Raw genomic sequence first — 17,535 nt, 5'->3', positions numbered from 1 at the left:
TAGTTCCTCCGCTGAAACAATGCAGAGTGCGGCAGGCTGACGATTACTTGGAAAGGTTCGGTTCTACAACACTGGGGAAACTCGCGAAATTACGCCGTACCCAATCCATTCCCACTTCATTGTTGAGTTTAATTTTCTGAGGCGTATTGGCATAAATCTTGCTTAAAATATCGGCATCTTGCTCAACAACGACCTCACCAAACTTAAGATACGTGCTACCCAGTAGCTTAAAGAGCGGATGCTTGGCTTGACCAAACAGCAGAATAAAAGTCCTTGTTCGATTCTCGGTTTCGGGCACAAAAATGTGACATTGGGCCGCTTTCCCCAATGACGATTTTCCATGAAAAATGACCAAGGACGGGAAGTGATTTTCCAGGTGCGCTTTAATCGTGCTAGGCAACAACATGAGATCGGGTTTTCTGAGCTTTTCTACCATGCTGTAAGGGGCGGTGGGCATGTCATAAAATGCATGGGAATGATGCCCCTGATCAATAAATTGATGAAACTCCACATCGGTGATGCGAAACAAGTTTCGATGCGTGCCGTTTTGGTGATTGTAGTCATGCATATTCAGCAGCATGGTCAACAGATCGGTTTCCACACTGCGATCGGCAGTATGCCCAATAAAGGAGTACGTCTTTGCAATTTCATTCAGCACAGTAGGAATGGGAATTTTCGGTTCGTGACCTCCATACGACCAAACGAAATCGCCTTGGATAATGAGGTCTAAAGGGTTCAGTTGCGGTAATGTTTTCTTGTTCGAGCCAGGCAAAACGGTGCAGCCTTCAGCATCAAACTGGAGGGCATGAAACGGACAAACAACCGCACTCCTGCGATCTCCTTGAGGTTCGCACCACCCTTCTGACAACATGGCTCCCATGTGTGGACAGGCGTTTGGCAGGGCGTGAATCTCTCCAGCAGCGTCTTTCCACATCACATAATCAGCACCGTACAGCGAAATCTTTCGAGGTTGATTCACGGTCAGCATCGACTTGTGCGCCAACAACCAAGGCGCACCGGGAAGCATAGACTGCATAGTGTTCTCCGCTAGATATAAAATTGTGAAAAATCCGTCGTGTTTCTAAAATATGACAAAACATTCGCTTTCGTCAAGAAGTTTGCGTCGCCAGCCCAAACAGCAGCGAGGCAAAGAACGGGTCGAAAAAATTTTGGATGCGGCGGCAGCCGTGTTTGATGAGGTGGGCTACGAAACAGCGACGACTCATCTAATTGCTGCGAAAGCGGGGACAGCGATCGGGTCTCTCTACCAGTTTTTTCCTGATAAAGCTGCAATTTTCAACGCAATGGAATTACGTCACAGTGAACGAGTTAAACAAATGTGGGCACAGACTAACACCCCAGACATTGTTGAGCTACCCCTCCGTCAAATGATTCACACTGTTGCAAGTGCTGTCGCAGGGTTGTTTGAGCAGCCGGTGTCAAGGGTCGTGTTTGTGCAGTTTTATGTTTCTCGCCAAATCTTCCAGTCGATCGATGACAGTATGACCCAGGAAGCAATTAATTTTATGGCAAGTCTCTTGCAGCAACGAAACTCAGCTTTGAATGAAGCGCAATGCAACTTACTAGCAGAGGTGTGTGTTCATAGCAGCAACGCTGTGATGCTTGCTGCACTTCGTAGCCCAGATCTCCAGCATAGGCAACAGTTAACGGATCAAATTGAAGCGTTGCTCGTGTCGTATTTAGAGCCGCATGTGGGAGATAATCTGTTAGACAATGTAATGAAAGTAATGAAATGTCCTCATTGTCAATCGGAGCAGCTATCTAAAAACGGGCATCGTCGGGGGAAGCAGTGCTACCGCTGTAAGGATTGCGGGAAACAGTTTGTTGAGACTCAGCGATCCTTCGGAGCTTGACAAAGCCAATCGATTACCTCGATGCGATCACTCACTCCATAAATGCCAGTAGATCAAACTCTTGACGAATATCTAGAAGCGACCGATCAAGCAAAGGAGCAAAATCGAGAAACGGAACTCATTGCGATCGCCCACGTGACTTAGACCACATTGAAATCAACTCTGGCAACAGTTGAGGCAACACAGCGAAGATTGAGGTATACAACCAAATCACGCCATGCTCTCTAATCAAGTCATCATACATAACCTGAATTGCAGGACTGATGGTTGGATCTTTACGGGTGTTGAGGTAGTCCCGAAATTTGTAGTTGCTAGTCCACCACGTGAGCGGCAAAAGTTTGAGTTCATCGTACATGCCTGTGTCGCAACCGTAGATAATATGCGAGACATCATGCGCCAGCAAAATTTTCGCAAAGTCCGGGGGGAGTTCTCTTGGATCGGTGATGTTCGGATTCAAGACATAATATTCCTCTAGTCCTTCTCGAAGCGTCTGAGTACTGTTCTTGTTGGTGTAATAAGGACGAGGCTGCTGGCTCATACATTTTCGATACGATACAGTTTCGTAAACTATACTAGCATCTATGAACGAGATCAACAAAAAGCCACCCGGAAGACCTCGCAGTGTTCAGTCTCATGCAGCCATGCTGCAAGCAACCCTAGAAATACTGGGAGAAGTTGGGTTTGATGCGATGAGCATTGACACGATCGCGGCTCGGGCTGGAGTCGGCAAAACAACTATTTATCGTCGCTATGCCTCTAAAGCAGAACTGGTTGCAGATGCGATTGAACGAGTTCGAGAAGAAATCGTCATTCCTGATACGGGTCGCCTTGAGAGCGATATTGACGCGTTAATCCAAAGTGCTGCACAAATCACGCTCAGTCCGCTCGGACGACAAACCGTTGCCATGATTATCAGCAGTGCATCGAGCAATCCTGAGTTTGCGAAGATATACTGGACAAAATATTTACAACCTCGACGACAAGCCTTTGCAGTTGTACTGGAGCGAGCAAAAGCAAGACGTGAAATTCAGGCAGATCTAGATCCTGGTTTAGTCTTCGATGCGATGAGCGGAATCATGCTTTATGCCTCAATTTTTCAACCAAACCCTGAATCTTGGACGGAATACGTTCGACGCGCTCTAAACCTTCTCTTTAAAGGCGCTTCAAGTTTTGATGCGGAACCTCGCTAAAGAGCCTTAACTCTAATTGATTTCAAACAGAGTTGCTGTTTCTAGGTTTGGACAAATCGTTCGGGCCGCAATCTCCTTTGAAGGCTGATCTTGCCAACCTGACAACAAACCTTGCAGCTCAAAGCGCAGCAGTTGTAGAGCTTCAATCTGCTCAGTAATTTGTTGAAGTTTCCTCTGAAGACTGTATTTTACTTCGTCACACGGAAGTTGTCCTTGATCATGCACATTCAGAACGTCTTGAATCTCACGCAAGGTAAGACCTAACGCCTGCGATCGCTTAATGAACGACAACCGATCCAAAACGGTCGGTCTAAATAGTCTGTAGTTAGATTCTGAGCGGCTGACGGTGGGTGTCAGCAATCCAAGCTCCTCATAATAGCGGACTGTTTTAATCGGCAAATTGCTGCTAGCCGCCACTTCTCCAATCTTCAAAAGATTTTCTGTCTTGACGCTATACATTTTTTGTACCTCGTTCATCACAACTTGAAATACTCAGTATCTCTCTTTATTCTAAAGGTTCCAGTTTAATGGAGAGTCAAGAATAGCTTCAGAGCAAAAGTCATCAACAGAGGTGCTGTGTAATTTTTGAAAGTTACCCTTTCTTAAACCTTCTCGATTAAAACAAGATGTTTCCAGTAGGTCGTAATCCACCGTGATTTTTCAATCGACTGTGGATTACAACTTACGAATTGCAGACGGCTTCTGCTTGGGTGACTTGCCACAGCTCATAAACAAAGAATTCAACCCGCTCTTCTAATGCCGTGACAAACATTCCCTCGTCAGCATCCGCGCTGTCTGCTATCCAGCTACCTTGCAAGCCGACCTCGACAAATTCATCATCGACCAATGCCAGTGTTAGCGTCGAGTGCTGCGATTCTTTGAGCGATTCGCTTTGCGAAGCTCCGAAGGAGCGCACCATTCCTTCTAGAGTGGCTAACCCCGGAGCGTGAGCAGAAATCAGAAAGGCGGCTCGGCTCGACTCAACGTGCAGCGTGCATCCTAAACGCAGCGCCAACACAACTCGCTGAGCAACCAGCGTCTCCAGAGAAGTGGTGACCCGCTCTAAGTGCAATCCAAATTCGGTGTAGGTGAGCTTTAACATCGTGCGTCACTCCTGGGTGGCGGTTTGAGCCAGCCGTGCAAAGGTTGAAGTCTCATTCAATCCATGACTGGCTCGGTTAACTAATGTCCTTAATGTTCTAAAACTGGTTAGCGACGGCTAATGTGCAAACCTCCAAAAAAGAACCCCCGTCTCTGGTTCTAAGAGCGGGGGTAGCTAGTTACAGTCGATAAACTGCTCTGGCTTTATGTGGGTGACAGGACGCGCCTGCACCTTCCGCTCTGAGTCGATTGATCTAGATCTGGCTCTCTGTGGTCTGATTTCTCCGAGATCATGCCAATGGCATTAATAGCTATATCGCCGCCGACGCCATATGTTCCCGCAACTGCGAACAGCACATTACCCAAGCTGGTGCTGGGTCGTGGCTCAACGGTACTGTTCCAGGGGAAGTTACATAACATGGGAAGGCAAGCTCCTCAAATATTCTTCTATTAAAATACTACACATGTAGTATCAATATGTCTACTCTATCTTATGACAGATTTACGAAATTTCCATCATCTATAGAAAAGACTATTTCAGTCTTCACTCTCAAGATGCGCAATTTCGGAACTGTGATTTAAGTTGAACTTACGTTGAATTATAAACGGATTACAGAAGTGCGTTTGCGGATAGTACAACGCCAACAAGGGTGATAGTGATCGCACTAGCAATCGGAAGATATTTTTGAAGCAGTTGCCCCATTGAAAACTGCTCAAATGAGAACTGCTCAAACCAATGGTGGGCATAAATTGCCGCGATGCCTAATGCGATTAGTACAGACGCTAGACCGAGACTAAAAGCGCTCACCAGAACGATGCCATAAACGGTTTGATGAAGTGCGATCGCGCTGAGCAATAATACTAACGCCGACGGACAAGGAACTAATCCACCCGCAATTCCTAAAGAGATCAGCGAAGAGGTGGTAACGGATTTGTGATGGTGATGCTCATGATCATGAGCATGATCGTGAGAATGATGGCTGGAAGATGATTGAAGCCGATCTAAAATTAATTGAGAACCAACACCAACGATTGTGATTCCGCTCACTAGACTGAGAACAGGATACAAATCTTCTGGTACAACATATCGAGAAGCAACTAACGCAACGATTCCTAAAGCAAACACTCCGATCGTATGCGTTAATGTGGTGACAACTCCGAGCAAGACTGCCTGCTGCGGAGTGCCTTGAGTTCCAACTAAGTAAGCGGCAACCATCGTCTTACCGTGACCTGGCGTTAACGCATGTCCTGCACCAATACAAAACGCAATACCCAATCCTGCTAGAAATAACGCTGGTGTCAATGGCTCTTGTGTAAGCAGAAATTCTAGGTGGAGTGGATGCGCGATCGCAGGCGATGCGGTCAAGGCAAACCCGAATAGCATTACTGTGAGATAACCCGCGAATTGATGCAGTCGTTTCATGGGAAAACCTTCGTTGTCAGTTATATCGCTGTTAATTTATAGCCGTTAACTTATAGCCGTGTTGTAACAGTAACCGTGTTGTCAGCGATCGCACTTTTGTGGAGCGCGAGTGAGTAATTGTAAAAAAGCGATCGCTCTTGATTAAAGTGCGATCGCGCGTTGGAGTATCGAATATGAAAAACCTACCGATTTAGCAGACGGGGCGATAGCAAGCGAGTTCCGGTAATACCCGCGATCGCGGCAAATCCCCAAATGGCGAGTTGAGCTTTTAGCGATCGCATGAATCCTTGGCTGATCTCGTTTACTTCAACTCCGCGATCGCTGACCGGAATCGTCAAAATATCTTTGTGGTCTGACTTGCCAATTTTGACTGTCCAATCGCCCTTCTGCAATGGATCTGGAATAAACTCAAACTGTCCTTGAGCATTGGCTTTGCTCTCCAACCAAGGGCGAGTTGCATCTTTAGGAGCAAAGACTTGCACATCTGCAAACGGGTATGGTTCTCCAGTGCTAAACTTCGCCTGAATTTCTAGCTGAGACTTCTGGAGCAGCGAATAGTCTGCCTGTAGCGCGTGGGCGGACGCTGCTTTCGGAAATCCTAATAGGGTTAGCACCAACAGCAGCGCGACGATCATGGCTTTCATGCCTATGTCCCTCAAAAACAATGAATGCTCAATCTGGTTTAATCTTGCATATCATACCAGCCCAGACAAAACTGGATTTTATTTGTAGAACACTTAATTTTTGTTGAACATTTGCTCAAAGTTGAGACGATTTTAAGCCGCTGTCTATAAGGGCGATGTGGGCGTGGTAATAAATGTGTTCTGTCTCGTGGTTGAGACCAAGTTGTTCTTTGGGTAGACGAATCGTGGAATAGCGATCGCTAATCTGAAGCTGAAGATTAACCCTTAATAGAACGTTGTTACCCCTCATGACCATCTTTCAAAAACACAAGGTTAGAAAAATTGCTGGTTCTCTAAGTCTGGTCGGCGTTGGGGCGTTGTTTGGAATTATGGGACTGCCTCATACTGGGCTGAAGACTCACTCGCCTTTAGAGGCAGACTCGCTTGCTTTAGCTCAAGCTCCTACCTCTCCATCGTCTCCTCGTGCGCCCCAAGTAGATACTTCGCCTCGTCCAAGACCAGCCACACCAGCAAAACCAGCCACACCAGGTTCGAGAGTATCTCCTGCGGCAACTCGCGATATCGATACTAAGTTCGCTATCAAAGCGGCCCAAAGCGACCAAACGGAAATTCAAACCAGCCAACTCGCGTTGCAGAAATCGACCAATCCAAACGTGCGGCAGTACGCAGAACGCATGATTCGCGACCATACGACTTCTAGCCAAAGGCTCATGCCGGTTGCAATGAAGAAAGGCATCACCTTGCCAAAGGATGTTGGTCCTCTCAATCGTCCTTTGCTAACTGAGTTGTCTCAATTATCAGGTGCTGACTTTGATAGAGCCTATATTGTTGGTCAAGTCCGAGGTCATGCCGGAACTCAAGCTGAATATCAGACTTATCTGAGAGAAGGACGCGATGCAAATCTGAAAGCGCTTGCAAACCAGTTCTTGCCGATTGTCTCAGATCATTTAGAGATGGCGCAAAATATGGCTGCTAAAGGCTTTTAAATAGGCTGACAGGGATATTAATGAAAGTATCCCTGTCAATCTGATCTGCAAACAGAGACAGGTTGATGAGGCTGACGCAATGATTGCGAGCCACACCAGCCCATTCTTCATTAATGCAACGTTAGTCTACTAACGACAGGAACACCTGCCGCCACCACGAGAGCTTCTGAACTTGCGGCAATTTCTTGCGAATGTCATTAATATTCCAGCCCGTTAAGCGAGCGAGGGTTTGAGCTTCTTTTTCATAGCGCTGAGGCAGCGATCGCGTGTAACGTCTTTCCTCTTGACACGTCGTTGTGCCAGTAAACGCATGGCGCAACACATACCGCCCTTGAAATGAATCGCGATTTGACGTTTCTTGAAACATCAGATCTTCAGGAAATTTGTCGCGAGTGTAGCGCACATGTAGTCGAGTGATAAACACTCCTGCATCCGCTTCGGGCATCGGACGCCCAAACATCGGTGGAATCGATCTTGTTGATGCTTCAGAACCATTGAGCCAGAATACACCTGCTTGCTTCAGTTCGTCTTGATTTAGAGGCTCAGCCGAACAGGGGTCGCAATTACTCATATCCCACGCGTACTCCAGAAAAGCGACATTTCGACCTTCGCGATCGTAGGAACTGGCAAATGTCGAAGTATAAAAGTCGGAAAACTCATTTTTCACAAACACAGGAACTTCCTCACCCGACGGCACTTTCACCGTTCGATAGTTGGTGACGTCTGCTTGTCCTTTGGGTGAAAGAATGTAAATCAACAAATCTTGTGCTTGTTTTGCATTGATCATGCCTAACCGAATCGGCAACATAAATCGCGGTGACTCGTAAGCAATTTGCAGAGGACGTAATTTTTCGATTCCAGACTGGTCAAATTTTTCTAAATTGACCTTAGTCACAAAGAATTTTAGCTTCTGTCGAATGTAGGGTTTCAGCAATTGGTTTGCGCCTTGAGGCAGTTTGTAGCCATTCTGACGCAGCCACGTTTCGAGTCCACCAGATTCTTTGGCACTCAGAATCAGAATGTCGTATTCTCCTACATTGAATTTGGCTTCAACCGTTACTCCGAGCGATGCCTCACCTCTTTGACCGGCGGCGGGAGCTGGAGCTGCTTGAGGCATTGGCGCTCTACTATACGCTCGATCCTCGTTCACCCGACAAGGATCTTCGTCAAAGTATTCAACCAATCGTGGAGCGCTAAAAGCATCTAATCGCTCAATGATTTTAGGCTCCGCGATTTTAACCTGCTCCTTTTGCAAGACAACGGGAACGGGAACAACAATAGCAAAATCTTTCACCTCGCCTTGGTAATCGTTTGCCATCGTTAAAACAGTTTTTTTACCACTATGCGCGATCGCAACTTGTGACGCTTGGTTGTATAACTTGGAATCAGCTTTCGCAACATAAAAACCGCAGAATGCCCATGCTTTTGTGGCAAATATGCATCCACTGATGACAATAACTAATAATGAAAGTGCAAATCGAATTAGCTTCATACTGAAACCTCCAGTTGAGAATCTTGCGTTTGAGAATTTTGTTTCCACACAAAACGATCGTCTGGAAACAAACGATCTAACAGAATCGTGAGCGGCGCGAGCGCAAACAACGCCCAAAACACTGCTGTTGGAATGAAAAAATAGTTGCGAAGAATAAAAGTAAGTAGCGCGATCGCACCTGCCCAAATAATTCGACCCGTCCGAGCATTGGGAATCGATCGCGGATCAGTCACCATAAACAGCGCAAACATCAGCAGTGAACCGCTCATCAGTCGATGTGCCCAAACATCCCAAGTCCACCCCAACCAGACATTTCGTACCGCTTCTAACCCGGCATACATGCCCAAAAATGCCAGTGTGGTGTCCCATCTCCCGACCTTACCCACTACCAATCCACCTGTGGCCAAAAACAGCACCACATACCACCCTTCTTCACCCCACTGCCCCGGAGACACCCACGCTCCTGTCAGCAGCAATGCCACCACAATTCCAAAATTGGCTGGATTAAACACATGTTTGCCGCCAACCTGAAATACAGATTTACTTAAAATTGCTGCTCCGCCAGCCAGCGCCATTGTGCTGCAATGATCTACCCGTAGCAGCAAACTCAATCCGAGTGATGTGATGAGTGGACTCAAAAAAGATTGAGGTGTGAACGGTTGATCTTCTCTGTACCGTTGCACTGCAAATTGAGTTAACAGGCACGCTGCGATCGCTACTCCAATGACCTGCGATCGCAGTGTCCAGTCGCGAGTCCAAAAGCCTAGAAACAGAAACGTTGAGAGAAAAAGGATCTGAACCAGCCGAGCATCTTGAAACGCCATAACTCAGAACTAGCGATAGAATTTGCTGGTGCTATTATGCCGAGCTAGAGAGAATAGAAATTCATTGGTTACAGTTTATGCAACGGCTGTATAACGACTAGAATGCTCAAATGCAAAAGCCGAGTGTAGTATCTGCGTTGGGTTTAGCTCTATGACTTATTGTTATGACGTATCAAAATGTAGACCCTTTGCTTTAGCGATTTGACTGGGCGATCGCAATAAATGGTAGAAGCGATGCTTTAAAACTTTAAGGATGTGATCGCTATTGATCTCGAAATCGTTCAAGAGATCGCTACACCTAATAAGGCTGAAACCATCGCTGAAGGCAGTGCAAGAATGTATCTTAGTTGGATTCTTCAAAGAGTGACGGAAAGTTACGACGACCGCTTACAACACACAGAATTTCAATACCGTCTCATATCTATGCTTAATGCGCTTGCTGAAACCGCTCCAGAATTTGGTTTACGAACGTTTCACCATCTATTAGAGGGGTATGCGTTGGGGTTTTAATCGCGGCATCAATTTTTGCTCGCACGTCCTCAACCCATTCGGCGTCGGCGCGATCGTATTGGTCGAGTAAGCGCAAGGCAATTTCAAGCACTTCTTCTGCGGAGCGGTATTTGCCAGACTGAAGTTTGGTTTGAATTAGACGTTCTTGGTCGGGAGTGAGACTAATGCTCATAAGAGTTTTGCATTCAAGGTATCTACTAGTTTAAGCCTGAAGGCTTATTCTGTTTTCTCTTGCTTGATCTAGTTTGCTGCCTGTTGGCGCACTTGTTAATCACGGGCGTTAGTGGCGCGATCGCTCCGGGTTTGGGACAGCCAATCGCTTTGAAACTTAACAGAGGCTATCGCTTTCGGGTTCAGCAGAAGCGATCGCGGTGAAACTTAAAATTGAGTAGCAAAGCCTAACGGTTCCTGTCAACGGTTGCTACTTTAGAGTACCTAAAAAGCCAATTCATTATCTTCAGCAGCAGGAGCTTTAGAAATCACTCCCTGTGGAAGTGGTAAGTTTGTAACGACATAAAGATTCAAAATGTCCTCTCTGTCCATGAAAAGGATCTGACTACGTTTTGAGACATCAAGCTTATTTCCAAGCCAGTTCCGCGCAGCTTTAGTGATTTCTCCACCAGCAACAATAAAGGCATGATCCACAAGAACTCGTTTTCCAATTTCAGGATCAAAAATCTCATGCCCTAGCATCATCATGACTTGGTTGTGAATCTCAGCTACATTTGCATTACCTGATTTGGTAACGCCTGAAGAATCAAGCTTGCCTTTTTTTGCTTGGAGACCGAAGTAGAGAACGTGCTGTGTTGGGAGGATAAATTTCATCCATACATCCTTACCGTACTCAAGCGCTTTATCTTTGTGACCCGCTGCCGTAATTCGGTGATAGCCCAACTGTCGAAACAACGGGAGCAAGACTTCTTCGATTAGTTCATCTTCAGAACATTTATCCAAATAATCAGTAAGTTGTTTTCTCCTTTTAATCTCCTTCGGCGTGAACGGTCGGTGAGGATTAGGAGCCGTCGATACCGTTTTTGTCCCGATGTGACGTATGTACAATAGATCATCTTCCCCATAGAAGGCTTCGTAGCCTTCTCGCGATAGAGATTTATTCAATGCCTCAAGCGCGAGTGAACGATCTGGGTCGTCTTCCTCTGCATCGGATTTATGCATCAATATTCGTAATACATGCACAAAGCGCTCCGGTAAGGCGTAAGCAGTCGGTTGTGGTTCTTGCAGCAATTCCGCTAGCCTTTCTTCAGTCCACCAGCAGCGAGTTGAACCATCATGAACAAAGTCCAAGTCGCATTCTTCAAAAAACCGAGTGATATAACTACTAGAGCGATACGGGAAATGCGGGACGTTGCCTATTACCATTTCCGCTATCTCGCGCAAGTTCCTGTTCTTGAATTTCATGTCAATGGTGTCGTTCAGAACACGCTGTGTCTGCTTAATTTACCCTCAATCTAGGCGTGTGCAGCATAATTAAGATGAATTTTTCCTACTCTAATCTGTCCATCTCTCAAATTAGAGGAATAGGCAGACGGAGAGCCATATAATATTCCTATGCAACATGTTATGCAGCGGGCTGTTCAGATAATATTCTCAAAGATTAAAGAGCATTTTCGTCCCTTCAACAAACCTTTGTTGTTAATCCCTAAACCAGATTTGATGCTGGGTTCCTTGATACTCACAGGTTGACTTATTTACTGAGGAAAACCCGTTTTAGAAGGCAATCCTTCGGAGCTTGGCAGAGCCAATTGCACCCCTTCAATCCCCAGCGCCCTACTTGACGAACATCGCAAAATCTTCTACGCTCACAAATTAAGTCGCTTCCGTGACTCACCCAAAAATTTAGCCGCTACTCAAAGTTGCGCCAACAACCTTGAGCAGCTAACCCGCCAAACTGAGGTAGCAGTTCGGTAGGCTAAGGATGGATTTTACCATTCTCCTCAGCCACCCTGCTTCGTGTGTCGTGCGGGGTGGCTAACTTTTTGGGTTCATAATCTCGCGATTACTGAACTCAACTCGGAGAATCCATCATGAATAGAACCTTGCGTCGATCGTTTGTCGAACCTCAGCCGCCGCATGAGAATGCACTGCAAACCGTCGTCGCGTCTCCTCCGCCTCTCACTCAACAAGAACGCTTAAGGATCATTATCGTTGGCACGTCTACAGGTGTAACCGAAACAATTCACACCTTGCATCGACGCGGATTTGCCGAAGCCGGAGATTGGAGTCCGCTCTTGCCGACTGGCACTGCCGATGAAGTCATGAGCATTCTCACGCGGCATCAACGGCGATCGCTGCCTTAACTGCGATCGTGAATTCGATAAAACCACACATCGCTCCCTCTCCCACGGGAGAGGGTTGAGGTGAGGGCAACCCCGCAGAGCAGTAGCTGAAAGATAGCCATTCCAGTTCGATTCACCGCCAACTGACATCCTTTAGTTCCTAACTAACCTGGACTAATAAAAAAGTAGAGAGGTATTGAACTAAAGTTTCCATTTACGTTATCGATCAACATTGTTTTGTTCTTGATCAACGAACATTAAGAACAGATCTTTGTTATTTTGTTCTTGATCCTTGTTAATCGATAACATAAGTAGAAATGTATTGAACTAAAGTTTCTGCTTTTCTTATCGATCGCAATTTCCCTTGCGAAGCTCCGCGCGATCGCATTCCCACAAAAAAACTCCCCTCAAGAACTGAGGAGAGTCTTCACGTTAAACAAGTCAACTCTAGTAAGCGTCTTGCAGTTCGTAGAAGTCTTGTGAGATGTAGTCTTTCCGAAGCGGATAGCCCACCCAATCTTCCGGCATCAGCAACCGCTTCAAGTTTGGATGCCCTTCATAGATAATGCCGTACATATCAAACGTCTCGCGCTCTTGCCAGTCTGCTGCCTTCCAAATCCAAAACACCGAAGGCACTCTAGGATTTTCGCGCGGGAGAAAGACTTTGAGCCGCACCTCATCAGGACGATCAACATCATCGCCGCATTTAATTAGGTGATAGAAACTAACCAAATCCCCACCAGGGCCAGTATCATAACCGCCCTGACACTGGAGATAGTTAAATCCTTCTGCATGCAACGCCGCACAGAACGGAATGAGAAGATCAGGCTCTACCTTAATCATCTCAACACCACTCGCATCCCTGCCCAAGAACTCGTGATCGAATCCCTGCTCGGTGAGCCACTTCGATGACTTACCCGCTTCCACAATCGGAGCAGCTTCGGGAGCAGGTTTGGCTGCTGCTTCAGGTTTGGCTTCTGCCTCAGAGGATTTAATTTCTTCTTCAGACACGATCGCGTCCCTCCTTCTCTGCTTCTTTCAGCGCCACCGGAATCGGTAGACCTAACGCCTCAGCCAATTCACGAGGCGGAGCCATCCGGCTTTCTGCTTGGAGATACTTTCCATCGTGAATCGCCTCTGCCGCTTTCATGTTATGCGTCGTGCTGTAATAGCGGTGAACCTGACGCAGTGCGCCGCGTTCTTGAATCGATTCGTTCGAGATCTTCTTCCGCAGCTTAATGATCGCATCAATGATCGCTTCAGGACGAGGCGGGCACCCCGGTAGATAAATATCGACCGGAATCAGCTTATCCACTCCTCGAACAGCGGACGGAGAATCAACGCTGAACATCCCGCCCGTAATCGTGCAGGCACCCATCGCGATCACATACTTCGGTTCCGGCATCTGCTCATAAAGACGCACCAACGCTGGAGCCATCTTCATGGTGATTGTGCCTGCCGTAATAATTAAGTCAGCTTGCCGAGGACTCGATCGCGGAACCAGTCCAAAGCGATCGAAGTCAAAGCGCGACCCAATCAACGCCGCAAACTCAATAAAGCAACAAGCTGTCCCAAACAGCAACGGCCAAAGGCTCGACATCCGCGACCAGTTATAGAGATCGTCTACGGTGGTTAGAACAACATTCTCAGATAATTCTTGCGTCACAGCAGGACGCTCGATCGGATTTATCAGCGACTCTGTATTTTCAGTCGCCATTTCAGGATTCATGACCATTCCAACGCTCCTTTGCGCCAAGCGTAGACGAGACCAACAACAAGAATTCCAATAAAGATGAGGGCTTCGATAAACGCGAGTAACCCCAAGCGGCTAAACGCGACAGCCCAAGGATATAGAAAGACAGTCTCAACATCGAAGATTACAAAGATCAGAGCAAACATGTAATAGCGAATGTTGAACTGAATCCATGCGCCTCCAATTGGCTCCATACCAGATTCATAAGTAGTTCTCCGTTCAGGCCCACGTCGACTGGGGCGCACTAGCTTCGATGCCACTAGCGCCAAGATCGGAACTAAACTACAAACCAGAAAGAAGCCTAAAAGATACTCGTAGCCGCTTAAAACAAACACGTAAGTCGCTGCCTCTACTTCAAAACATAGATTTCAGACCATGATTTACGTCAAATCACAGTGTTGAAGATCGTTACGTTAATGATGCTTCACAGTTTATTATAGGTCGCTGCTCCTCACTCCGATGCGGCCAAACCCTGATTTTCCTTAAATTGACGCCACTCTTTTATAGATACTGTCTATTGAGATCAAGCTATGGAAAATCAGAATGTTAATAAGATTTATTACAGAAGTTAGTTTAATTGACAGTTGACGCGAAAACTTCGCGCGTCTCATCGATCTACTGGTAGAGATTTGTAGAATACTGCGAAGAGTAATCCAGCTAATGTCATAATATGTAACGGAGATTTTAAGGTTGGCAGAGTTATCCCCTACACCTAAGTTTCTTTTATGAGTACCGAAGCTGTTGATCCAAAGACTCTCGATCGCTACGAATGTGCTGCCTGTGGGTACGACTACGAGCCTATCAAAGGTGACGATCGGCGCAGAATTGCTGCTGGAACGGCATTTGAAGATTTGCCTGCCGACTGGAAATGCCCGGTTTGCGGTGCGCCAAAGTCAAGATTTGCCAGTATTGGCCCGGTAGGTGCGCCATCCGGATTTAAAGAGAATTTGAACTACGGTCTTGGTGTCAATACTCTCACCCCAGGCCAGAAAAACATTCTCATTTTTGGGGGTCTGGTCCTAGCGTTCCTCTTGTTTCTCGGCATGTATGGGATTCAGTAAGGCTTCTAGACGTTCGTATTCATGCTCGTACAAAACCTTGTAAACCCTCTAAGTGGACAGAGATTAAGTAAAGTGATGCACCGGATTGTGAAAGCTTGGAAACAAATTGTCATCTTAGTAGCGGTTGTCTTGCTGACAACGGGCTGCCAAGTATTTTTGCCCGCCTTGAGCGTCAATCCGTGGCAAGTGATTGAGTTGCCGTTGCAAGAAAATATGTTGGGGATTAGCTTCACCTCTAATTCGCAGCACGGCTGGATTGTCGGGACAAATTCAGCGTTGCTAGAAACAACCGATGGCGGCAAAACATGGCAGCAGAAAGTGCTGGATTTGGGAGAGCAGAAGTATCGCTTCACCTCAGTCAGTTTCTCTGGTGACGAGGGCTGGATTGCAGGTCAGCCCTCCCTCTTGTTGCACACCACCGATGGAGGTCAATCGTGGGCACGAGTGGCACTGAGCGAAAAGCTTCCGGGCGCACCCGATCAGGTTGCGGCACTTGGTGACAAGACAGCGGAAATGTCTACAGATATTGGCGCTCTCTATCGCACAACGGATGGCGGTAAGAATTGGAAAGCGCTTGTTTCTGACGCCTTTGGAGTCGTTCGGACGCTCAAGCGATCGCAAGACGGAAAATACGTGGCCGTCTCGGCCCGTGGTAACTTCTACTCGGTCTGGCAACCCGGCGACACCGAATGGCATCCCTACAACCGAAATAGCTCTCGTCGCTTGCAGAGTATGGGCTTTAGTCAAGATGGGCGGCTGTGGATGTTAGCCCGAGGCGGACAGCTTCAATTCACCGCATCTCCTGATCCGGAAGATTGGCTAGACGCTCAAAATCCTGAATTCTCCACCAGTTGGGGAATGTTGGATCTCGCGTATCGGACACCTGAAGAACTCTGGATTGTGGGCGGTAGCGGTAACTTACTTGCAAGCTTCGACGGCGGACAAACCTGGCAGAAAGACCGCGAAATTGAAGACGTTCCGGCTAACCTCTATAAGATCGTTTTCTTTGACACCAACCGGGGTTATGTGTTAGGTCAGCGTGGTACGTTACTAAAGTATCAAGGTGTGTCTAATGCCGCGTAATTGAGATAGAAATTTCGACCGAGAATAGGCTTGTTTTCTGACATCTGAATCATCGGGAATGGGCAAGAAAAACCTAAATTCAAAAACCTTGCTTGTGAGGTTTTCTGAAGTCCCGTATGATAGTTATTACAGCTTTCAATGTTGTTTGCGGAGGAATCTAAATGGCTGGTACTACTGGTGAGCGTCCATTCGGTGACATTATTACGAGTGTTCGCTATTGGATTATTCATAGCATCACTATTCCAGCATTATTTGTTGCTGGCTGGTTATTTGTCAGCACCGGGTTAGCTTACGACGTGTTTGGTACTCCTCGTCCAAACGAATACTATCCGATGGCACGTCAAGAATCGGCTCCCATCGTTAGCAATCGTCAGCAAGCGAAGCAGCAGGTCGATCAATTCACATCTCAAGTTCGTAGCGGTAAGTAGTTTAAAAGAAGAGCAAAGCAATGACGAGCGGAAATCCGAATCAACCCATTTCTTATCCCATTTTTACGGTCCGCTGGATCGCGGTTCATACCTTAGCTGTGCCCGCTATTTTCTTTATCGGCGCGATCGCGGCAATGCAATTTATTCAACGTTAGGAGAATACTACAATGGCTGGTATCAAAGGCTCTCCCAACCCCAACAAACAACCTGTTGAACTCAACCGGACGTCGCTGTATTTGGGTCTGCTGCTCATTTTCACGATTGGAATTCTTTTCTCTAGTTACTTCTTTAACTAGTGAGAGAATGGTTTCAGTCCAGCTTGCCTGGATCAGGTTTATTTATGGTCTTGCTTGTTAGGAGGAGAAATGATCAATAACGGACGGGTTCCCCTTTGGCTTGTAGCAACGGTTGCGGGCTTGGGCATTATCGGAATTATGGGACTGTTTTTCTACGGTTCTTACGCAGGGATTGGCTCTTCCATGTAAGAGAAGCTTCGTTAAGTTAGGTTTTAAGACAAGAAACCGCCTTGCTAGAGCAGTAAGGCGGTTTTGTATTTCACAAGCTTGAAATTAGAGATTAGATGCCTGTGGGGTCTTCGTGCTCGATGTAAAGAAACAGAAGTCCCATAACGACGACTGGCAATAGCCAGGTCACTACAGGAATCAGAATCCAGGGCAAATATGAGGCTGCATATGAACCTGTCATAAGAAAACTTCCTATTAGTGATGAAATGATTCCAATTGTGAATTTACCTGTGAAGGGTGACAGAGGAGTGGAGTTCTTAGAATTCTTAACATTCATCTCTGATCTACCAAACCTCTAGGTTGTGTTGACATTTCAGCGAAGTTCAATCAGCAAGGCAGTGAAATAAA

The 17,535-nt window shown here is 46.7% G+C and carries 25 protein-coding genes; 10 read left to right on the top strand and 15 right to left on the bottom strand.

The features are described 5' to 3' along the window. Positions 1 to 43: 43 nt before the first annotated feature. Positions 44 to 1,036 carry a Rieske 2Fe-2S domain-containing protein gene (locus AC5JLB_RS17975; protein ID WP_495875198.1) on the bottom strand — a complete coding sequence of 331 codons (993 nt, stop codon included), beginning with the start codon at positions 1,034 to 1,036 and terminating at the stop codon, positions 44 to 46. Positions 1,037 to 1,088: 52 nt separating this feature from the next. Here AC5JLB_RS17975 and AC5JLB_RS17970 point away from each other — a divergent pair, with 52 nt between their 5' ends. Beyond that, positions 1,089 to 1,874: a TetR/AcrR family transcriptional regulator gene (locus tag AC5JLB_RS17970; RefSeq protein WP_495875197.1), complete on the top strand. Its 786-nt coding sequence runs from the start codon at positions 1,089 to 1,091 to the stop codon at positions 1,872 to 1,874. A gap of 118 nt (positions 1,875 to 1,992) precedes the next feature. Here AC5JLB_RS17970 and AC5JLB_RS17965 read toward each other — a convergent pair whose 3' ends face one another. After that, complete coding sequence (locus AC5JLB_RS17965) at positions 1,993 to 2,412, bottom strand: hypothetical protein (protein WP_495875196.1); 420 nt, start codon at positions 2,410 to 2,412, stop codon at positions 1,993 to 1,995. Between the two features lie 43 nt (positions 2,413 to 2,455). Between AC5JLB_RS17965 and AC5JLB_RS17960 the strand changes: the two genes are divergently transcribed. Beyond that, complete coding sequence (locus AC5JLB_RS17960; protein WP_495875195.1) at positions 2,456 to 3,064, top strand: TetR/AcrR family transcriptional regulator; 609 nt, start codon at positions 2,456 to 2,458, stop codon at positions 3,062 to 3,064. A gap of 12 nt (positions 3,065 to 3,076) precedes the next feature. Here the strand turns inward: AC5JLB_RS17960 and AC5JLB_RS17955 are convergent, their stop codons facing one another. The 5 genes from AC5JLB_RS17955 to AC5JLB_RS17935 form a co-directional block, all read right to left on the bottom strand. Beyond that, positions 3,077 to 3,541, bottom strand: coding sequence for a heavy metal-responsive transcriptional regulator (locus AC5JLB_RS17955; RefSeq protein WP_495875194.1), 465 nt, complete (start codon positions 3,539 to 3,541; stop codon positions 3,077 to 3,079). Between the two features lie 205 nt (positions 3,542 to 3,746). Further along, the gene (locus AC5JLB_RS17950) at positions 3,747 to 4,166 is read right to left on the bottom strand and encodes an alr0857 family protein (RefSeq protein ID WP_495875193.1); all 420 of its coding nucleotides are present in this window, start codon (positions 4,164 to 4,166) and stop codon (positions 3,747 to 3,749) included. Positions 4,167 to 4,775: 609 nt separating this feature from the next. Continuing rightward, entirely contained in the window at positions 4,776 to 5,588 is an 813-nt protein-coding gene (locus AC5JLB_RS17945; RefSeq protein WP_495875192.1) for a nickel/cobalt transporter, read from the bottom strand. A 182-nt stretch (positions 5,589 to 5,770) separates the two neighbouring features. Next, entirely contained in the window at positions 5,771 to 6,232 is a 462-nt protein-coding gene (locus AC5JLB_RS17940; protein ID WP_495875191.1) for a hypothetical protein, read from the bottom strand. A 115-nt stretch (positions 6,233 to 6,347) separates the two neighbouring features. Continuing rightward, the gene (locus tag AC5JLB_RS17935; RefSeq protein ID WP_495875190.1) at positions 6,348 to 6,521 is read right to left on the bottom strand and encodes a hypothetical protein; all 174 of its coding nucleotides are present in this window, start codon (positions 6,519 to 6,521) and stop codon (positions 6,348 to 6,350) included. Between AC5JLB_RS17935 and AC5JLB_RS17930 the strand changes: the two genes are divergently transcribed. Next, complete coding sequence (locus AC5JLB_RS17930; protein ID WP_495875189.1) at positions 6,520 to 7,218, top strand: DUF4142 domain-containing protein; 699 nt, start codon at positions 6,520 to 6,522, stop codon at positions 7,216 to 7,218. The two genes, AC5JLB_RS17935 and AC5JLB_RS17930, sit on opposite strands and share 2 nt — an antisense overlap. A 121-nt stretch (positions 7,219 to 7,339) precedes the next feature. On the opposite strand, the gene AC5JLB_RS17925 is transcribed toward AC5JLB_RS17930, so the two are convergent. The 4 genes from AC5JLB_RS17925 to AC5JLB_RS17910 form a co-directional block, all read right to left on the bottom strand. Beyond that, the gene (locus tag AC5JLB_RS17925; protein WP_495875188.1) at positions 7,340 to 8,710 is read right to left on the bottom strand and encodes a DUF2330 domain-containing protein; all 1,371 of its coding nucleotides are present in this window, start codon (positions 8,708 to 8,710) and stop codon (positions 7,340 to 7,342) included. Continuing rightward, positions 8,707 to 9,534, bottom strand: coding sequence for an RnfABCDGE type electron transport complex subunit D (locus tag AC5JLB_RS17920; protein WP_495875187.1), 828 nt, complete (start codon positions 9,532 to 9,534; stop codon positions 8,707 to 8,709). Before AC5JLB_RS17920 ends, AC5JLB_RS17925 begins: the two co-directional genes overlap by 4 nt. A gap of 427 nt (positions 9,535 to 9,961) precedes the next feature. Further along, a complete protein-coding gene (locus AC5JLB_RS17915; protein WP_495875186.1) occupies positions 9,962 to 10,216 on the bottom strand; it encodes a ribbon-helix-helix domain-containing protein in 255 nt (84 codons plus the stop codon). 263 nt (positions 10,217 to 10,479) lie between these two features. Further along, the gene (locus AC5JLB_RS17910; RefSeq protein ID WP_495875185.1) at positions 10,480 to 11,460 is read right to left on the bottom strand and encodes a hypothetical protein; all 981 of its coding nucleotides are present in this window, start codon (positions 11,458 to 11,460) and stop codon (positions 10,480 to 10,482) included. Positions 11,461 to 12,086: 626 nt separating this feature from the next. On the opposite strand from AC5JLB_RS17910, the gene AC5JLB_RS17905 reads away from it, so the two are divergent. Further along, positions 12,087 to 12,359, top strand: a complete 273-nt coding sequence (locus AC5JLB_RS17905) for a hypothetical protein (RefSeq protein ID WP_495875184.1) — start codon at positions 12,087 to 12,089, stop codon at positions 12,357 to 12,359. Positions 12,360 to 12,785: 426 nt separating this feature from the next. On the opposite strand, the gene AC5JLB_RS17900 is transcribed toward AC5JLB_RS17905, so the two are convergent. From AC5JLB_RS17900 to ndhC, 3 genes are read right to left on the bottom strand one after another with little or no spacing between them, the layout of a single operon-like run. Next, positions 12,786 to 13,349, bottom strand: a complete 564-nt coding sequence (locus tag AC5JLB_RS17900) for an NAD(P)H-quinone oxidoreductase subunit J (protein WP_495875183.1) — start codon at positions 13,347 to 13,349, stop codon at positions 12,786 to 12,788. Beyond that, positions 13,342 to 14,073, bottom strand: a complete 732-nt coding sequence (locus AC5JLB_RS17895) for an NADH dehydrogenase subunit K (protein ID WP_495875182.1) — start codon at positions 14,071 to 14,073, stop codon at positions 13,342 to 13,344. Before AC5JLB_RS17895 ends, AC5JLB_RS17900 begins: the two co-directional genes overlap by 8 nt. Then, positions 14,064 to 14,426: a photosynthetic/respiratory NAD(P)H-quinone oxidoreductase subunit C gene (gene ndhC / locus AC5JLB_RS17890; RefSeq protein ID WP_495875181.1), complete on the bottom strand. Its 363-nt coding sequence runs from the start codon at positions 14,424 to 14,426 to the stop codon at positions 14,064 to 14,066. Before ndhC ends, AC5JLB_RS17895 begins: the two co-directional genes overlap by 10 nt. A gap of 390 nt (positions 14,427 to 14,816) precedes the next feature. Between ndhC and AC5JLB_RS17885 the strand changes: the two genes are divergently transcribed. The 6 genes from AC5JLB_RS17885 (at position 14,817) to AC5JLB_RS17860 (ending at position 17,148) form a co-directional block, all read left to right on the top strand. Further along, on the top strand, positions 14,817 to 15,152 hold the full coding sequence (locus tag AC5JLB_RS17885) for a rubredoxin (RefSeq protein WP_495875180.1): 336 nt from the start codon (positions 14,817 to 14,819) through the stop codon (positions 15,150 to 15,152). 75 nt (positions 15,153 to 15,227) lie between these two features. Beyond that, positions 15,228 to 16,235 carry a photosynthesis system II assembly factor Ycf48 gene (locus AC5JLB_RS17880; RefSeq protein WP_495875179.1) on the top strand — a complete coding sequence of 336 codons (1,008 nt, stop codon included), beginning with the start codon at positions 15,228 to 15,230 and terminating at the stop codon, positions 16,233 to 16,235. A gap of 161 nt (positions 16,236 to 16,396) precedes the next feature. Then, complete coding sequence (gene psbE, locus AC5JLB_RS17875; protein ID WP_495875178.1) at positions 16,397 to 16,663, top strand: cytochrome b559 subunit alpha; 267 nt, start codon at positions 16,397 to 16,399, stop codon at positions 16,661 to 16,663. Between the two features lie 20 nt (positions 16,664 to 16,683). Then, positions 16,684 to 16,818: a cytochrome b559 subunit beta gene (gene psbF / locus AC5JLB_RS17870; RefSeq protein ID WP_495696217.1), complete on the top strand. Its 135-nt coding sequence runs from the start codon at positions 16,684 to 16,686 to the stop codon at positions 16,816 to 16,818. 12 nt (positions 16,819 to 16,830) lie between these two features. Further along, entirely contained in the window at positions 16,831 to 16,959 is a 129-nt protein-coding gene (gene psbL / locus AC5JLB_RS17865; RefSeq protein WP_495875177.1) for a photosystem II reaction center protein PsbL, read from the top strand. A 69-nt stretch (positions 16,960 to 17,028) separates the two neighbouring features. Then, entirely contained in the window at positions 17,029 to 17,148 is a 120-nt protein-coding gene (locus tag AC5JLB_RS17860; protein WP_495875176.1) for a photosystem II reaction center protein J, read from the top strand. Positions 17,149 to 17,239: 91 nt separating this feature from the next. Here AC5JLB_RS17860 and AC5JLB_RS17855 read toward each other — a convergent pair whose 3' ends face one another. Continuing rightward, entirely contained in the window at positions 17,240 to 17,368 is a 129-nt protein-coding gene (locus AC5JLB_RS17855; RefSeq protein ID WP_495875175.1) for a photosystem I reaction center subunit VIII, read from the bottom strand. Positions 17,369 to 17,535: the final 167 nt, after the last annotated feature.

The sequence above is a fragment of the Myxacorys chilensis genome (genome assembly GCF_059505265.1).
Note: the sequence above shows the minus strand (reverse complement) of the source record. Positions and strands in the feature narration are given on the sequence as shown.

Coding starts and splice junctions, on each gene's coding strand:
- AC5JLB_RS17975 (WP_495875198.1), bottom strand. CDS start 1,036: ATGCAGTCTATGCTTCCCGGTGCGCCTTGGTTGTTGGCGCACAAGTCG.
- AC5JLB_RS17970 (WP_495875197.1), top strand. CDS start 1,089: ATGACAAAACATTCGCTTTCGTCAAGAAGTTTGCGTCGCCAGCCCAAA.
- AC5JLB_RS17965 (WP_495875196.1), bottom strand. CDS start 2,412: ATGAGCCAGCAGCCTCGTCCTTATTACACCAACAAGAACAGTACTCAG.
- AC5JLB_RS17960 (WP_495875195.1), top strand. CDS start 2,456: ATGAACGAGATCAACAAAAAGCCACCCGGAAGACCTCGCAGTGTTCAG.
- AC5JLB_RS17955 (WP_495875194.1), bottom strand. CDS start 3,541: ATGAACGAGGTACAAAAAATGTATAGCGTCAAGACAGAAAATCTTTTG.
- AC5JLB_RS17950 (WP_495875193.1), bottom strand. CDS start 4,166: ATGTTAAAGCTCACCTACACCGAATTTGGATTGCACTTAGAGCGGGTC.
- AC5JLB_RS17945 (WP_495875192.1), bottom strand. CDS start 5,588: ATGAAACGACTGCATCAATTCGCGGGTTATCTCACAGTAATGCTATTC.
- AC5JLB_RS17940 (WP_495875191.1), bottom strand. CDS start 6,232: ATGAAAGCCATGATCGTCGCGCTGCTGTTGGTGCTAACCCTATTAGGA.
- AC5JLB_RS17930 (WP_495875189.1), top strand. CDS start 6,520: ATGACCATCTTTCAAAAACACAAGGTTAGAAAAATTGCTGGTTCTCTA.
- AC5JLB_RS17935 (WP_495875190.1), bottom strand. CDS start 6,521: ATGAGGGGTAACAACGTTCTATTAAGGGTTAATCTTCAGCTTCAGATT.
- AC5JLB_RS17925 (WP_495875188.1), bottom strand. CDS start 8,710: ATGAAGCTAATTCGATTTGCACTTTCATTATTAGTTATTGTCATCAGT.
- AC5JLB_RS17920 (WP_495875187.1), bottom strand. CDS start 9,534: ATGGCGTTTCAAGATGCTCGGCTGGTTCAGATCCTTTTTCTCTCAACG.
- AC5JLB_RS17915 (WP_495875186.1), bottom strand. CDS start 10,216: ATGAGCATTAGTCTCACTCCCGACCAAGAACGTCTAATTCAAACCAAA.
- AC5JLB_RS17910 (WP_495875185.1), bottom strand. CDS start 11,460: ATGAAATTCAAGAACAGGAACTTGCGCGAGATAGCGGAAATGGTAATA.
- AC5JLB_RS17905 (WP_495875184.1), top strand. CDS start 12,087: ATGAATAGAACCTTGCGTCGATCGTTTGTCGAACCTCAGCCGCCGCAT.
- AC5JLB_RS17895 (WP_495875182.1), bottom strand. CDS start 14,073: ATGGTCATGAATCCTGAAATGGCGACTGAAAATACAGAGTCGCTGATA.
- AC5JLB_RS17885 (WP_495875180.1), top strand. CDS start 14,817: ATGAGTACCGAAGCTGTTGATCCAAAGACTCTCGATCGCTACGAATGT.
- AC5JLB_RS17880 (WP_495875179.1), top strand. CDS start 15,228: ATGCACCGGATTGTGAAAGCTTGGAAACAAATTGTCATCTTAGTAGCG.
- psbE (WP_495875178.1), top strand. CDS start 16,397: ATGGCTGGTACTACTGGTGAGCGTCCATTCGGTGACATTATTACGAGT.
- psbF (WP_495696217.1), top strand. CDS start 16,684: ATGACGAGCGGAAATCCGAATCAACCCATTTCTTATCCCATTTTTACG.
- psbL (WP_495875177.1), top strand. CDS start 16,831: ATGGCTGGTATCAAAGGCTCTCCCAACCCCAACAAACAACCTGTTGAA.
- AC5JLB_RS17860 (WP_495875176.1), top strand. CDS start 17,029: ATGATCAATAACGGACGGGTTCCCCTTTGGCTTGTAGCAACGGTTGCG.
- AC5JLB_RS17855 (WP_495875175.1), bottom strand. CDS start 17,368: ATGACAGGTTCATATGCAGCCTCATATTTGCCCTGGATTCTGATTCCT.